A 14,936-nucleotide genomic window follows, 5' to 3' on the forward strand; every position below is an offset into this window, starting at 1 on the left:
TGTATTCTTGCGGTGTTAAGGCTGAAATTCGTATCAGCCTTAATCCCCTTAAAGACTGCACTATTCGAGCACAGCACGATAAATGTTTAACACCCGCTCAGCATGGTCTTCTACCTCTGACACTGGTAACTGCCCCGCCTTTTGTTGCAGAGTAAGTCGATGATTTTCATCCCGTAGTAAGCAATAGGTCTGAGTTAAATGCTGGGCACTCATCATTGGCAAAAGTTCAAGCTCAGCTAACACACCAAAAATCCGCACATTGTCGGACCAAATCGTTAGCTCTGGATACTTGTGGGCATTAGCCAGCACTAAGTACTGGGCAATAAACTCAATATCGGCAATCCCGCCTGGACTCTGCTTTAAATCAAACATGCCATCACTGACTTTAAGCAAGTGATCGCGCATCTTCTGACGCATCTCACGTACCGCTTTTTGCAGCTCAGCTTTATCACGGGGCTTTTCCAATACTGAAGCGCGAATATGGCTGAATTTAACCGCTAAGCTATTGTCACCAAAAACAAAACGCGAGCGAACTAAAGCTTGATGTTCCCAAGTCCACGCCTCATTAGCTTGGTATTCGCCAAAACGCTCAATCTCACTGACCATCAAACCCGAGGCGCCAGAAGGACGCAGGCGCATATCCACTTCATACAACTCCCCCGAAGTGGTGCGAGTCGAGAATAAATGCAGAATGCGCTGGGCAAGTTTGAGGTAAAAATGACCAACTTCAATCGGGCGATCACCATTGGTCAGGCCGTTCTCTGTTTTATTTTCACACAAGAAAACTAAATCGAGATCGGAGCCGTAACCCAATTCAATCCCGCCGAGCTTGCCATAACCGACAACGGCAAAGCCTGTGTCACTGCCCTCAAGGTGAGCGGGCACCCCATGGCGCACTGAAACCTGTTGCCACGCCTGCATCACCACTTGTTCGATAATAGCTTCGGCTAAAAAAGTTAAGTGATCGCTCACTTGCATCACGGGTAAAACACCCGTGACATCGGCGGCGGCGATTTTAAGTTGTTGTGAAAGCTTAAATTGTCGCAGCGCTTCCATCTGCTGCTCCATATCATCCTCGGGCACGCGCATCATGTACTGACGCAGCTCGCTCGGATAATCGTCGATGGAGGTCGTGTCATAAAGCTGCGACGGATCGATAAGCTCATCGAGCAACATGGGAAATTTAGCCAACTGCGCGGCAATCCAAGGACTGGCGCAGCACAAGCTCACTAACTGTTGCCGTGCGCCTGGGTTTTCACATAAAAGCTCAAGGTAAGTGGTGCGAGTTAAAATTTGCTCCAGCACCTTAGACACGGGCTCAAAAGCTAACGATGGACTCTGTTGATGAATCAATTCTTCCAATAATCTTGGCATTAATTTATCTAAGGTTTCTCGCCCGCGTGGTCCAATGGAACGCTTAGTCACTGTTTCGCGCCAGCTGCTAAGCATAGGGCACAGCTTGTCATCATCAATTTGCTGTTCGGCCAACAACGTAATGCCATCATCAAGGTCTTGCATATTCCACAGCTGCGCCGTCCAATGTTCGGCTTTTTCTTCGCCTTCTTCGCCACCCACAGTGGCTTTAAAATGACGATGGATTTTGCTCATTGCCGCTTCAATATGAGTGCGTAAATCAACCTCATTGGCCATATCGAGTACATGGCACAATCGCGCCCAATCGAGTGGATTATTCGGTAAGGTTTGGGTTTGTTTATCGTCAATGGCTTGCAGCAGATTCTCAACCCGGCGCAGCAGTAAATAACTGTGTTTAAGCTCATCCACCGCCAAATATTCAAACTGCCCTAAGCTGTAAAGCGTATCGATAGCACCGAATAAACTCTGCTGACGCAACGCAGGCTCACGGCCGCCACGGATCAATTGAAAACTTTGCACCACGAACTCGACCTCACGAATACCGCCTGCACCGAGTTTAATATTGTCGGTCAAATGACGGCGCCGCACTTCTTGCGCGATGAGTTGCTTCATTTTCCGCAGGGATTCTATTGCCGAAAAGTCAATATAACGGCGATACACAAAGGGTCTCAGGAGGCTGTGTAGTTCATCGGAGAAATGGTTCCAAGGCCCGAGCGCACGAGCCTTGACCATGGCATAACGCTCCCAGTCTCGCCCTTGTTCTTGGTAATAATCCTCAAGACCACTAAAACTCACCACCAAGGGGCCACTTTCACCGTAGGGACGCAAACGCATATCCACGCGGAACACGAAACCATCGACGGTAACTTGATCGAGCAAGTTCACTAGCCTTTGCCCCATGCGGATAAAGAATTGTTGATTGTCTAAACTGCGACGACCGCCGACGGTTTCGCCATGCTCAGGAAACGTGAAAATCAAATCGATATCGGAGGAGAAATTAAGCTCGCGGCCGCCTAACTTACCCATACCTAAAATCAGTAGCGGTTGCGGATTCCCTTCTTTGTCCATCGGCGCGCCATATTGAGCGCACATATCTTTATAGAGCCAATCGCGGGCGCAGATTACTAACGCTTCGGCGAGCGCCGACAGATCAAGCAAGGATTCCTCTAAACTGGCATAGTCTAAAAAGTCACGCCAAGCTAAACGCACCATTTGATAGTTACGAAACCGTCGCAGGGTGGTTTTAGCCATCTCCTCGGTGGTCGTGCTAGCCAGTTCTTCATGTAAATCAACATCAAAGTTTTTACGATCAATCAGGCTTAACTCGCCCGCAAACAGCATAGCGATCCACTCGGGATGTCGGCATAGTTGAGCCGCTACATAATCACTGAGTCCCAAAACCGTTTTGAGTTCTTGCTGCTGAGCAGGCGTTAATTGCGCAAGTCCTTCGGACCATGCTTCCTCTAATCGCAGCCAATTGCGTTCAGCGGTTTGATTAATAAGAATAGACAATGACTTATTACTGTCTTTTTGCATGGTCATAATAATCCCTAACAAATTTAGCTATCGACATATTATGTCGTAAATGATATAGATTGACGCCACATCATGTTATGTTCGACGAGACTTGCAGCTACCTGATGTAACACACAAATAAAGGTTTACACTTTTATCTGTGGCATTTAAGGGTACTATAACCTGCGCGGCAGGCATATTGGGCAAGAGGATTATTATTGCCTGCAAGTATTTGAGTTTTATTTCATTACCTTTTGGAGAAAACATGGCAGGAATGCTAACCCGTGTTCTCACATCGATACTTTTTTTAGCCGTTTCGCTATCGCTGACGGGTTGTGGCGATGACAGACCGGATAAAATCGCGAAGTATCAACAACTCACACAGCAACGTCTCGCTACGCTCACGACGATGATCGATGACGGCCAGTTGCGTAACGCTAATCTCTTAAAACAATACACGACACTGCTAAAGCAACAGAAACCCGATTTAGCACCCTTACTCGATGAATTAGCAAAGGATTCTGGCACCCAAGGTCCCATGTATACCTCGCTGAAACGTCGTTTAGATGAATCGAAAGTGGCGAGTAACTTTGCTGATCTCGATCAACAGCTGGACGAAGCGGAAAATCTTTATCAAGCCGCAGATCCCAGTCTGTTTAACGATATGTTGTCTGATCCCGTCAACGTGGTCGCCGATATGTCCGACGGCAAACTGGCTCGCGTGAATGCGATTAGCCGTGAGGCTGCAACATTAGCCAATGGCGGTGAAGATTTTGGTCCAGGCAGTCAATTAGTTGGTAATCCCTCTTACGGCAACTGGCAAACCGACTCAAGCGGCACTTCGTTTTGGGCTTGGTATGGCATGTATTCGATGTTTTCGAATGTTTTCAATCGCCCAGTTTCCTACGATCGTTGGTCGGGTAACCGTGGTTATAGCTATTACAATGACGTAGGTCGTTATCGCTATACCTCACCCAAACAAGCGGATGCGCAAAATAAGACTTTCGAACAAACGAAAAAACGTTTCGACTCACAAGGCAAGCGCTTTGACAGCCCTTATGCTAAGCCGCGAACTGGTGGCACGGCGTTATCCCGTGAAAGTACCAGCGCACCTAAGGCCAGCACGACAAGTGCGAGCAAGAGTTCGAACAGTAAGTTTCGATCTAACTATGCTAAAGACAGCAGTTTCCGCAATTCCAGTAATCGCACGACCCGCAGTGTGCGCCGGGGCAAGTAACTAAGGATTTCCAATGACATTATTTCAGGATTTCGGTATCACACCAGAGCTAGCCATCATTCTGGCTATCGATCTCACCATAGCCGTGATTTTGCTAACGCTAATGCGTTATTTGCAAGGTTGGAGTGTAAAGGTCAATAGCAGTAAGGAGCTGGCAGAGCGGGATAACTTTGCCTTTGGCATTAGTACCGCTGGCGCAGTTGCCGCCCTAGGCATAGTGCTTACAGGCGCTATCACAGGCGCTGCGGCACACTCTTATCTTACCGAAGCGATTGGCATGAGCTGCTATGGTTTATTCGGTTTAGTACTGATTAAACTCGGCCGTTTTCTCCACGATAAAATAGCGCTAAATGAGTTTGATAAGAACGAGCAAATCATCAAAGGTAATGTGTCCGTCGCTATCGTCGATGCCAGCGTTGCTATTGCTACCGCCATTATCATTCGCTCTGTCTTGCTGTGGGCAGAAGATTTAACTGTCGATACCTTCATTGCCATCTTCAGCGCCTTTGCGATTTCGCAGTTGATGTTAGTGCTACTCACGCGCTGGCGTGAAAACCGTTTCGCAAGCCGCAACCAAGACTCGTCTATGCAGCAAGCCTTAGCCCAAGGTCATACAGCGTTAGCGCTACGCCACGCGGGTTATATGATTGCTATGGCACTGAGCTTTAATGCCGCCAGTCACTTTATTATTTATAATCCAACGGCTTATGTGACTAACGTGATCGGTTGGTTAGTGTTCTCAGTCATTATGCTGATCGCACTCTCCTTACTGCTGTTCGTCGTGAAGAAACTGGTATTAGCCCGTATCGATTTAGCCGATGAAGTGGAAAGACAACACAATATCGGTATCGCCGCAGTAGAAATGGCGATCAGTATCGCTATCGCACTTATTCTTACGGCACTGATGGCTTAATCGAATGCAAGAAATTAGCTTAACTCCCTCGGCGGCTAAACCTAGCCGCCTAGGTTGGTTCGACGATGTTCTCTTACTGGGCATTATGGCCGTATTAGCAGGTTGCGGCCTGATCTACGAATATCTTTTATCCCACTATGCGGGCCGCATTTTAGGCGCATTAGAAGCCGCCATTTACACCATGATAGGCTTAATGATTGTCTCCATGGGGCTAGGTGCCTTCGCCGCCCGTAAGATCCGTGATGCCTTTACCGGTTTTGTGATTTTAGAACTCACAGTTGCACTCTGTGGCTCACTCGCCATTTTAATCACAGCAGCGGTGATTGGTTTTGGTCAACAACTGCCATTGATCATTGCTAATACCTTAGGTTTACCGCCAGATCAACTGCCCGAAGGTGGCATGATAGGCTCGCTGCAAAAACTCAGCGAATACTTACCCTATGTGTGGGGTGTGTTATTGGGCCTGATGATTGGTATGGAAATCCCGCTGATTGCTAGGGTTCGCCAATCCCTTTCCGACGAGCATTTACTGCATAACGCGGGCACCATTTACGGAGCTGATTACATAGGCGCAGGCATAGGTGCCGCCATTTGGGTTGGCTTTATGCTCGCCATCGATATCCAACTCGCCGCCGCCTTAACCGCCAGTTTCAATCTATTGGCAGGTTTTGTGTTTATCTGGCGATTCTGGCCTAAAATCCGCCGCCCTAAACTGCTTTTGAGTGGGCATTTTATCGTGACTGGCGTCTTACTCGTATTAGCAATCCACGGCCCACGCTGGGAGCAAGAATTCAATAATTTGCTCTATAAAGACAAAGTGGTTTACGCCAAGGCGACACGTTTCCAACAGCTGACCTTCACCGAGCGGTTGCGCGGTAACGGTCTACCGCCCGTTTATGCTTTATACATCAATGGTCGCTTACAATTTTCTAGCATAGACGAGCACATCTACCATACGTTTCTCGTTCATCCTACGCTCGCGGCCAGTGCCCGTCACAACAAGGTGCTGATCATTGGCGGCGGTGATGGACTCGGTCTAAAACAAGTACTGCGCTGGGAACCTGAACAAGTCACGCTGCTCGATCTCGATGTGGGCCTAGTGCAATTATTTAAATCGCCCGATACAGATATGCCCGATAGTCTCAGTCGCGCTATGTTGGCGCTCAATGGCAATGCACTGAATGATCCCCGTGTCACAGTGATCAACGACGATGCATTTAATGGTGTCGATAAACTGATTGCCACAGGCGTGAAATACGATGCGATTATCGTAGACTTGCCTGATCCGAGCCATCCCGATCTTAATAAGCTGTATTCGGACTATTTCTACCGTAAATTAAAGGAACTTATGAGCAGTGATGGCGCTCTGACTGTACAGTCGACATCGCCTTACCATGCCCCTAAGGCCTTTATTTCGGTAGCAAAAACCTTGGCATTGGCGGGATTTGACGTCAAGCAGTACCATCATAATGTGCCCAGTTTTGGCGAATGGGGCTGGAGTATTGCAACCTTAGGCGGACTCGATGCACAACACAGATTAGCGAAGTTAACTGAGTTGCCCATCAAAGATGATTGGCTCACTTTAGGTTTAGTGGATGGCGCCTTTGAGTTTCCAGCCAATTTTTATCAAGATGCCGCCAACATAAAACCCAATGAATTGGGTTCATTGCAGCTGTATCACTACCATTTGCAAGATTGGTCCGAGAATCAAGGACTGGATCTTTTTTAATAGTATGAGATAGTACTTGACATATTATGTCTCAGTGCTATCTTTGAACACAGACATAATATGTCAATAAGGACAAATATGAATATCCATACCATTGCCAATCACCTCAACAGTCTTGGCAACAACAGCCAAACTGGCTTTCAATTTGATTGTTATCCAATCGATGGTGAAGTCGAAGTGTTGCAAGTGAATGTGGTCGGCCGTGAAGAAATCCCGGTATTTGTATCGGTAACGGACAACCAAGTACTTTGCATCAGCTACCTGTGGGGCGAGAACGAAGTAAATCAAGAACGTCGCAGTGAAATGTTTGAAACCATGCTAGAGCTCAACATTCCAATGCCCTTGTCAGCTTTTGCAAAAATTGATGACAAATACGTGGTTTACGGTGCGCTATCACTACAATCTAGCATGCTCGAAATCGAGCAAGAATTAGCGGTTTTATCTGATAACTGTTTAGAAGTTATTGATGAATTGGTCGACTATCTGAAATAAGGAGCCACAAAATGGGCATTCTGAATAAAATTTTAACAGCGTTTCGCGGTGGTGCCACCGAAGTTGGCCAAAGCATCGTTGACGCAAACTCAACCCGTATTTTCGAACAGGAAATCCGTGATGCAGAAAAGCATTTAACCAATGCTAAACGTGAACTGACCGATGTCATGGCAAAAGAAATGCAAGCCAGCCGTGAAATTGACCGTCTGAAACGTTCGATTGCAGAACACGAAGGTTATGCAACTCAAGCATTGGACAAAGGTAATGAAGCCTTAGCGATTGAAATTGCTGAAAAGATTGCTCAGTTAGACCAAGAGTTGTCTGAGCAACAAAGCGCCAACGACAGCTTTAGCGCCCATGCTGCACGCTTGAAAGACTTAGTGAAGAAAACCGAACGCCAATTGTCTGATTATCAACGTCAGTTGAGCATGGTTAAAACCACCGAAAGCGTCCAAAAAGCGACGGCAACCATTACTGACTCGTTCGCGTCTAGCAACTCTAAGCTGCTGAACGCTAAAGATTCACTAGAACGTATCAAGGCACGTCAGCAACAATTTGACGACCGTTTAAAAGCGGCTGAAACCTTAGCCGATGAAAACAGTGATAAGTCGTTGCAAGCCAAACTAGCCGAAGCGGGTATTGGTGAGCAAAAGTCAAACGCAAATGCAGTGCTAGATCGAATCAAAGCACGTAAAAGCTAAGCAATGATTGACCGAATGCCGAGTCTCAGTGGGATCATCACCCCCTACTGACCTCGGCATTTTTTGTTTCATCCTCATTAAATAAAAATGATCACTATTGCCCGTGAATATCCGCAGCCAATCAATATGAGGCCGCACGCGAGCATAGTCAGCAGGAGTCACTATGGGATTTTTCAATAGTATTTTTGGTAAGAAAGCCCCGCCACAGCGCGAGCTCAATCACCCGTCCCAGCTCAATGTCGGCGACATGATCTCAATTGATGATAGTTTTGCCCTGCCACCACAACTCCGTGGTCAACAATTAAGAGTCGAAGCCGTACATACTTACGAGTCGGAACGTAAACAACACTCCGAGTGGTTACTCAAGGGACATGGTAGCGATACTCTCTTTTTGAGCATTGAAGAAGACGACGAAACCTATCTCGCCTTTTCGATGAAGGTTTCCCGCGCCCAAGTGGAGCAATTATTCAATCTCGAGCAATTCAGCGCCCTGTTCGAGGAACCGGGTCATGCCGAGTTAACTACGCAAGTATTACCGGCCGACTTAGCTGAACAACTTGAACAATGGCTTGGAAAACAATACCACCAAGTGACTTTTGCCGCTTTTGGCTATTTCCATCGTCAGGATTATCGTGGCCAAAAGCCGCCACAGGATGCCAATGGCGCCACAGGTGAGCCCTTTGAGTACTATTTATTACTTGATGACAATGAAAGCTGCGCCGTCGAAGTGGAAGTCTACGAAGGGGGTGATACAGATGTCGTCTTGACCCTATATCGCCCGCTAACGGATATTCGGGAATACTGGCCGGCGAAATAACACAAAAATAAGATAAAGTGCGTGCTCGCACTTTATCAATAATCCCAATACAATCTCACAGATAAGCGCTAGAAACGGTTGATAGCAATAGGTAATACGCCATGAGTAAAACCAAACACCCTCTGCCCGAGCAATGGTTAAAGAACCAACAAGCCGCTAAGGCGACACAGGTTGCCTTCGATCTCGATGAAAAATTTCAATACTCTATTCGTAAAGCCGCGTTAGATGCAGGCGTTAGCCCTTCTGATCAAATTCGCACTATTTTAGGTCTTAGCGTATCGAAACGGCCAACGCGTCCGCGCCTTACCGTGTCACTCAATGCAGATGACTATGTGCAACTGGCAGAGAAATATGGTTTAAGTGCCGATTCACAGCTAGAAATTAAACGCCGTGTACTCGACGATTTAGTCCACTTTGTTGATGAAACCTAAAGCAACGCAGATCTCAAGCGCCAACCCTTCTTACCATTGGCTGGCGCGATTAATCGATATATAGCCCTTTTATTAACTCAGTCAATTTACTCACAGCCTAAAGTCTTTTACTTTAGTAGTGATATTCGCCGCACTTAACAGGGATCATGTTTGGCATGACAGATAAAACCCCATGGTCGCTTCGCACCCTTGGCACTCCTTCTCCATTCGAAATGGCGATGATGCTATTGTCCTTGCTGTCGGTGATCATAGTACTTGTCATGACCTTCGGCCGCCTAGATAGCGAAACCTACCGCTTGCTCTTCTTTGTCGATACCAGTATTTGCATGATTTTTATGATCAACTTCTTTGTTGGGTTGATCCGTGCTCGCGATAAACGCTTTTTCATTAAACACCATTGGATTGATTTTATTGCCAGTATTCCGGCGATTGAAGCCCTACGTATGGCACGGCTTTTTCAAATCCTACGGGTAATACGCCTGATCCGCATGAGTCGCTCACTGCTGCTCCCACTGGTAAAACAACGTAAACAAGCCACCTTAGCCAGTTTACTGGTTGCTATGGTGACGATTCTAACATTAGCTTCCGTCATTATGCTCATCGTCGAAAGCGGCACCGAAGGCGCCAATATCCAGACCGCTGAGCAAGCGATTTGGTGGGCATTAGTCACTATCTCTACCGTCGGCTACGGCGATTATTATCCTGTAAGCACAGCAGGCCACATCATAGGTGGCGTGGTCATTGTCAGCGGTGTGAGTTTTTTTGGGGTGATTTCAGGTTATATGGCATCGGTATTTGTCGCGCCAGATGAATCTGAACGCCAAGAACGCCAAGATGCGCATAAAGCCGAAATCAAATCAGAGCTTGAATTAGCCTTAGCGAGAATGGAAGAGAACCAACAAAAAATAGAACAAAATCAAGCGCAAATGCTGGCTCAAATTGCGGAACTTAAGCAGGCTATCGAAACAAAAAATAGCTGACTTTGTTGCGAAAACGGACTAATGAAAAGGCTCAATCTATTTTAGATTGAGCCTTTTCCGTTTATCAGCGATAAAAAGTAATACTACCAGTAGACCTGCTGTTGCATCGCGTTACGGCGTGTCGATTCCATAGCAAACAACAAACTCTGCTGCTTGTCTTCCAGCCACTCAGCTAAATTGATATCTAACTCCCGACTCGCATCCTGTAAGGCGCGATAACAAGCTAAAGTTTTAATCCCAAGCGCGAGATCTTGCCAAGGTGCACGAAATGCGTCCCGTGATTTCGCCTCATATAAACTGCCGTAGGCATGACCCACAAGAATGCTCGCATCCAACACTGTGGCCACTTGTAGATAATTCGCCGCTGTCATGACGCTATTGAGTGGCATGACCTCAATTATCGCCACCCAAGAAGCTTGCTGAGCACGATCGGCATGCTGGCGTAAACCAGGCTGATGGGTGATGTCCACTTCACCAGCACTGATCTTTAGCAACAGTTCAACAATAGCCAGCTGTAATTGACCATATTCGGTCTGTTGCCATAGGGAGAGTAAGCGTTCCGTCAGATTAATCTCTGTCAGTTGCGCCAGAAGTCGCGCCTTAACTTGGGCATGTTGGCCAAGTTTAGCAAATAAGCCTCTTTGGCTACCAAGCAAAGCGGTCAACGCCTGTGCCTGCTCAATAAAATCGAGCTGCTTTTCAATCAGCATAAATTGGCTAGACAGTGTCACATTCAATAATTCGAACTGATTTAAGGTCATGCGCAGCAAACGAATACAGGCGCGCATCCGCCACCATAGTGCAACACAGGCTTCAGGGTCGCTTTCCTCTGCAATCATGCTCTCTAATAATTGCCAGCGCTCAAGGGCGGTTTCAAGCAGGATTTGGCAGTTTGCACTTAAATCCTGTGAAGAAGAATCGTGTGACTCGGCCAGTGGCAGAAATTCCAATGCTTTTAAATCGAGCGGCTTAGCCTTGCCCGCCAATCGATAGCCCCGCTGCGCTTTACTGGCCTTACCTAAACGCACGGGCACCACGCTCGCCACTTGCATCGCCAGCTTAAGTAGCGCCTCAGTACCGCCACTGAGGAGTTCAAACTCGAGCTCACACAGGGCTTCTTGCTGGCCATTGGCGGTGATTTCACCTATGTCTAACGCCACTTCGACCACGCTGTTATCAATCTGAACATGCCAAGCGCGACGATGAAAATCGGTGTGAAATATACAAGTTAACTGAGCTTGAGTTGCCGCTAAATCGGCATCAACGGGCCAAATGCTGGTAGGAAATAGACTTAAGTCTGGGCTATCGGATTGGATAGTCACATTGTATTCGGGCCGCGAATGAATGCCGCCCACGACTTGTCCTGCGGTTTTTATGGTCTGCTCTCGGTGCGCATCGTAACCGCGCACCCGCAATCCCATGTCCCACTGACGTAATTGCAAGTCAGGGGTGTCGAAGTAACCATTCGCCAAACGACGTTGACCTTGAGGTACGGCATTATCGAGACTATCTAACTTATTTATCAGGGATTCTTGATATATCGGCAGGAAAAACAGTTTTAATTCAATCTCAGCATTCATTGCGTAACCGCTCACTTTGTCATCAAATATTCATCGATGCGTCATCTTTAGTTCATAATGTCACAAATGTGTCATAAAAATCCCGTAGGATTTGGTTTTGCAGTTGGTATATAACCCGTTAGAATAAACCTGTCGTTTTTTCTGAAAAAACACAGTTTCAATACGCGGACGCATAGGTTAACATGCGCCCGCTTTTTCCAATAATGGAACAATCTAAATAGGTAAACGGCAATGCCAGTAAACTCTATTTTGGGCGTGTTTGCAAAATCGCCAATTAAGCCTCTTCAAGAGCACATGGACAAAGTACACGATTGCGCATCGTTACTCGTCCCCTTTTTCGAAGCCACTATCACAGGTAACTGGGACAGTGCAGTTCAATTACGTAAGCAAATTAGTTTAGCCGAGAAGCAAGCAGATTCACTGAAGCGTGAAATCCGTCTGACTCTGCCAAGCGGTTTATTTATGCCAGTAGAACGTACAGATTTATTGGAACTTTTAACTCAACAAGACAAGATAGCCAACAAAGCCAAAGATATTTCCGGTCGTGTTATCGGCCGTCAGCTGTTAATCCCTCAGGTCATGCAAGTCCCATTTATTGCTTATCTACAACGCTGTATCGATGCGGTAGCACTAGCAAAACAAGTCATTAATGAACTCGAAGATCTGTTAGAAACAGGTTTCCGTGGCCGTGAAGTCGACTTAGTGGCAAAAATGATCAACGAACTCGATATCATCGAAGAAGATACTGACGATCTACAAATTCAGTTACGCCGTCAGTTATTCGCTATGGAATCTGAATTGAATCCTGTCGATGTGATGTTCCTCTACAAAACGATTGAATGGGTCGGTGGTCTTGCAGATCTTGCCGAACGCGTCGGTTCGCGTCTTGAGCTTATGCTGGCTCGCGTTTAACAAATTAAGGTTATCAAGGTATCAATATGGTTGATGCAGGTATTGAGGTGGCTAACGTCTTAGTCACCAATGGCCCGTGGCTTATTGCCATTGCGGCTGCATTTGGTTTTCTCATGGCATGGGGTATTGGGGCGAATGACGTTGCCAATGCGATGGGAACCTCTGTAGGTTCAAACGCAATTACAATTAAACAAGCGATTATTATCGCAATGATCTTTGAGTTTTCCGGTGCATTTTTAGCTGGGGGCGAAGTTACCAATACCATTCGTAGCGGTATTATTGATTCTAGCTATTTCACTGCGACTCCTGAATTGCTGGTTTACGGCATGATAGGATCATTGTTGGCAGCAGGTATTTGGCTTGTCGTCGCATCGGCCCTTGGCTGGCCGGTATCAACGACTCACTCCATTGTCGGTGCCATTATTGGCTTCGCCGCCGTGGGTGTTGGTGCAGATTCAGTCTCATGGGATAAAGTAGGCGGGATTGTAGGCTCTTGGATCGTAACCCCCGCTATTTCGGGCTTTATGGCATTCATCCTCTTCCAAAGCACTCAAAAACTCATTTTCAACACTGACGATCCATTGAGTAATGCTAAGCGTTTCGTACCTTTCTATATGGCATTTGCTGGTTTCATCATGTCATTAATGACTATTATGAAAGGCTTATCCCATGTTGGTCTGCATTTCTCAGTTACCGAGTCTTACCTACTCGCAGGTGCTATTGCTGCTGTAGTTGGTATCTTAGGTAAAATCGCCATTTCACGCTTACAAATGAGTGATAAAGCAGATCGTCAAACCCAGTTCAAAAACGTTGAAAAAGTGTTTGCGATCCTGATGGTTTTGACTGCTTGTTGTATGGCTTTTGCCCATGGTTCAAACGATGTAGCAAATGCGATTGGTCCATTAGCGGCGGTTGTTTCTGTCGTCAATAGCGGTGGTGAGATTGCAGCGAAATCACCTCTAGTCTGGTGGATTTTACCTTTGGGTGCCGTAGGTATTGTGATGGGTCTGGCGATTTTTGGTCAGCGCGTTATGCAAACTATCGGAAAAAACATCACTCACTTGACGCCAAGTCGTGGTTTTGCGGCAGAATTAGCCGCGGCAACGACTGTAGTTATTGCTTCTAGCACTGGTTTACCTATTTCTACCACACAAACCTTAGTGGGTGCGGTATTAGGTGTAGGTATGGCCCGTGGTATCGCAGCGATTAACATTGGTGTGGTACGTAATATCGTCGTATCTTGGGTTGTGACCCTACCAGCAGGTGCTGGCCTATCAATCATCTTCTTCTATATGATTAAAGGTATTTTTAATTAAGAAGTCTCGCTAAATGTGTTGCTGACATTAAGCAGTATTAGCGCCTAGGACTAGAAGGTCGTAGGAAAGATTGAATTAAATTGGAATGGTCATAGCATGGATGCCGTAAAGTTGAGGGAAGTCTATGACTTCCCTCTTGCATTACAGGCCTCAAATCCCTAGCATGTGCAGACTATTTCGTTGATGAGAATACAAAAGTGTTTAGACTCCTGACTCTGGTAGGAATGATCTTGCTGTCTTCCAACCTGCTGGCCGAAGGCCAATCCCGCTACATCTCGGATAACGTGTTTCTGTATCTTTTAGGTGGCCCTGGTACTGAGTTTCGAATTGTTGGATCAATTGAAGCGGGTCAACCTGTGACACTGCTCAACGAAACTCAAGGTGATTACTCCAAAATAATCGACCATAAAGGCCGTGAAGGTTGGGTACAAACCAACTTGATCAGTTCGACTCAAAGTTTCCGTGAGCAAGTCCCTGCGTTAACAACTGAACTCGCACAGGCCAAAGCTAAGTTAGCAGAAGTATCAAGTTCAACGGATAATCATGCTGGCGAACTGCTCGAATTAAAGGCTAAACTAAGCGAGTTAGAAACCAACCTAGCTAAAACGACTCAAGAACGTGATCAACTGAAAAATGCGGTAGATCGCACAGCTCAAGACGAACGTTTTGAACTTTGGCGCCAAGGTGGATTAATCGCAGGCATGGGCTTAATCCTAGGCATTATTTTAGTGTATTTACCTAGACCACAACGTCGCAATAAAAAACGTTGGATGTGAGTCTGACACACAAAAAGTCTTAATTTACCTTCCAAAAGCCAGTGTTTTCAAACACTGGCTTTTTTGTCAATCAAGCGTTACATCGACTTATTAACAAGCTAATCAAACAAGCTTCACAATCTTTCACGCTATAGTGTTGTCCGTCACATTTTGGTTGTATAAT

At 46.4% G+C, this 14,936-nt stretch carries 13 protein-coding genes; 11 read left to right on the forward strand and 2 right to left on the reverse strand.

The annotated features are described in order from the left end of the window. Positions 1–60: 60 nt before the first annotated feature. Positions 61–2,916, reverse strand: a complete 2,856-nt coding sequence (glnE, locus tag L5M40_RS04265; protein WP_263175830.1) for a bifunctional [glutamate--ammonia ligase]-adenylyl-L-tyrosine phosphorylase/[glutamate--ammonia-ligase] adenylyltransferase — start codon at positions 2,914–2,916, stop codon at positions 61–63. A gap of 238 nt (positions 2,917–3,154) precedes the next feature. Here glnE and L5M40_RS04270 point away from each other — a divergent pair, with 238 nt between their 5' ends. From L5M40_RS04270 to L5M40_RS04305, 8 genes are all read left to right on the forward strand, one after another. Beyond that, positions 3,155–4,126, forward strand: coding sequence for a hypothetical protein (locus L5M40_RS04270; protein WP_263256273.1), 972 nt, complete (start codon positions 3,155–3,157; stop codon positions 4,124–4,126). Positions 4,127–4,139: 13 nt separating this feature from the next. After that, positions 4,140–5,039, forward strand: a complete 900-nt coding sequence (locus L5M40_RS04275) for a DUF350 domain-containing protein (RefSeq protein ID WP_113939026.1) — start codon at positions 4,140–4,142, stop codon at positions 5,037–5,039. A 4-nt stretch (positions 5,040–5,043) separates the two neighbouring features. Continuing rightward, positions 5,044–6,768 carry a polyamine aminopropyltransferase gene (locus L5M40_RS04280; protein ID WP_219233820.1) on the forward strand — a complete coding sequence of 575 codons (1,725 nt, stop codon included), beginning with the start codon at positions 5,044–5,046 and terminating at the stop codon, positions 6,766–6,768. A 78-nt stretch (positions 6,769–6,846) separates the two neighbouring features. Beyond that, complete coding sequence (locus tag L5M40_RS04285) at positions 6,847–7,260, forward strand: YjfI family protein (protein ID WP_105251554.1); 414 nt, start codon at positions 6,847–6,849, stop codon at positions 7,258–7,260. Between the two features lie 11 nt (positions 7,261–7,271). Next, positions 7,272–7,961 carry a PspA/IM30 family protein gene (locus L5M40_RS04290; RefSeq protein ID WP_028761835.1) on the forward strand — a complete coding sequence of 230 codons (690 nt, stop codon included), beginning with the start codon at positions 7,272–7,274 and terminating at the stop codon, positions 7,959–7,961. A gap of 163 nt (positions 7,962–8,124) precedes the next feature. After that, positions 8,125–8,778 (forward strand): DUF4178 domain-containing protein, encoded by a 654-nt coding sequence (locus tag L5M40_RS04295; RefSeq protein WP_263142678.1) that lies wholly within the window; start codon positions 8,125–8,127, stop codon positions 8,776–8,778. A 101-nt stretch (positions 8,779–8,879) separates the two neighbouring features. Continuing rightward, positions 8,880–9,209 carry a hypothetical protein gene (locus L5M40_RS04300; RefSeq protein ID WP_028761837.1) on the forward strand — a complete coding sequence of 110 codons (330 nt, stop codon included), beginning with the start codon at positions 8,880–8,882 and terminating at the stop codon, positions 9,207–9,209. A 155-nt stretch (positions 9,210–9,364) separates the two neighbouring features. Beyond that, complete coding sequence (locus L5M40_RS04305; RefSeq protein ID WP_105253058.1) at positions 9,365–10,189, forward strand: ion transporter; 825 nt, start codon at positions 9,365–9,367, stop codon at positions 10,187–10,189. Positions 10,190–10,272: 83 nt separating this feature from the next. Here the strand turns inward: L5M40_RS04305 and L5M40_RS04310 are convergent, their stop codons facing one another. After that, a complete protein-coding gene (locus L5M40_RS04310; RefSeq protein ID WP_263175832.1) occupies positions 10,273–11,769 on the reverse strand; it encodes an inorganic triphosphatase in 1,497 nt (498 codons plus the stop codon). A gap of 231 nt (positions 11,770–12,000) precedes the next feature. On the opposite strand from L5M40_RS04310, the gene L5M40_RS04315 reads away from it, so the two are divergent. The 3 genes from L5M40_RS04315 to L5M40_RS04325 all read left to right on the forward strand — a co-directional run bounded on the left by L5M40_RS04315 (position 12,001) and on the right by L5M40_RS04325 (position 14,773). Further along, on the forward strand, positions 12,001–12,681 hold the full coding sequence (locus tag L5M40_RS04315; RefSeq protein WP_105251552.1) for a TIGR00153 family protein: 681 nt from the start codon (positions 12,001–12,003) through the stop codon (positions 12,679–12,681). A 26-nt stretch (positions 12,682–12,707) separates the two neighbouring features. Continuing rightward, positions 12,708–13,997, forward strand: coding sequence for an inorganic phosphate transporter (locus L5M40_RS04320; protein WP_113939029.1), 1,290 nt, complete (start codon positions 12,708–12,710; stop codon positions 13,995–13,997). Positions 13,998–14,221: 224 nt separating this feature from the next. Continuing rightward, positions 14,222–14,773 (forward strand): TIGR04211 family SH3 domain-containing protein, encoded by a 552-nt coding sequence (locus L5M40_RS04325; RefSeq protein ID WP_105251551.1) that lies wholly within the window; start codon positions 14,222–14,224, stop codon positions 14,771–14,773. Positions 14,774–14,936 lie beyond the last annotated feature (163 nt).

This window comes from Shewanella sp. SM68 (genome assembly GCF_025653925.1).
GTDB lineage: Bacteria > Pseudomonadota > Gammaproteobacteria > Enterobacterales > Shewanellaceae > Shewanella > Shewanella oncorhynchi.

Bases quoted from the DNA above. Each gene is read 5' to 3' on its own strand.
- L5M40_RS04295 (WP_263142678.1), top strand. From the start codon at position 8,125: ATGGGATTTTTCAATAGTATTTTTGGTAAGAAAGCCCCGCCACAGCGC.
- L5M40_RS04305 (WP_105253058.1), top strand. From the start codon at position 9,365: ATGACAGATAAAACCCCATGGTCGCTTCGCACCCTTGGCACTCCTTCT.
- L5M40_RS04300 (WP_028761837.1), top strand. From the start codon at position 8,880: ATGAGTAAAACCAAACACCCTCTGCCCGAGCAATGGTTAAAGAACCAA.
- L5M40_RS04325 (WP_105251551.1), top strand. From the start codon at position 14,222: ATGATCTTGCTGTCTTCCAACCTGCTGGCCGAAGGCCAATCCCGCTAC.
- L5M40_RS04310 (WP_263175832.1), bottom strand. From the start codon at position 11,769: ATGAATGCTGAGATTGAATTAAAACTGTTTTTCCTGCCGATATATCAA.
- L5M40_RS04275 (WP_113939026.1), top strand. From the start codon at position 4,140: ATGACATTATTTCAGGATTTCGGTATCACACCAGAGCTAGCCATCATT.
- L5M40_RS04290 (WP_028761835.1), top strand. From the start codon at position 7,272: ATGGGCATTCTGAATAAAATTTTAACAGCGTTTCGCGGTGGTGCCACC.
- L5M40_RS04285 (WP_105251554.1), top strand. From the start codon at position 6,847: ATGAATATCCATACCATTGCCAATCACCTCAACAGTCTTGGCAACAAC.
- L5M40_RS04315 (WP_105251552.1), top strand. From the start codon at position 12,001: ATGCCAGTAAACTCTATTTTGGGCGTGTTTGCAAAATCGCCAATTAAG.
- L5M40_RS04320 (WP_113939029.1), top strand. From the start codon at position 12,708: ATGGTTGATGCAGGTATTGAGGTGGCTAACGTCTTAGTCACCAATGGC.
- glnE (WP_263175830.1), bottom strand. From the start codon at position 2,916: ATGACCATGCAAAAAGACAGTAATAAGTCATTGTCTATTCTTATTAAT.
- L5M40_RS04280 (WP_219233820.1), top strand. From the start codon at position 5,044: ATGCAAGAAATTAGCTTAACTCCCTCGGCGGCTAAACCTAGCCGCCTA.
- L5M40_RS04270 (WP_263256273.1), top strand. From the start codon at position 3,155: ATGGCAGGAATGCTAACCCGTGTTCTCACATCGATACTTTTTTTAGCC.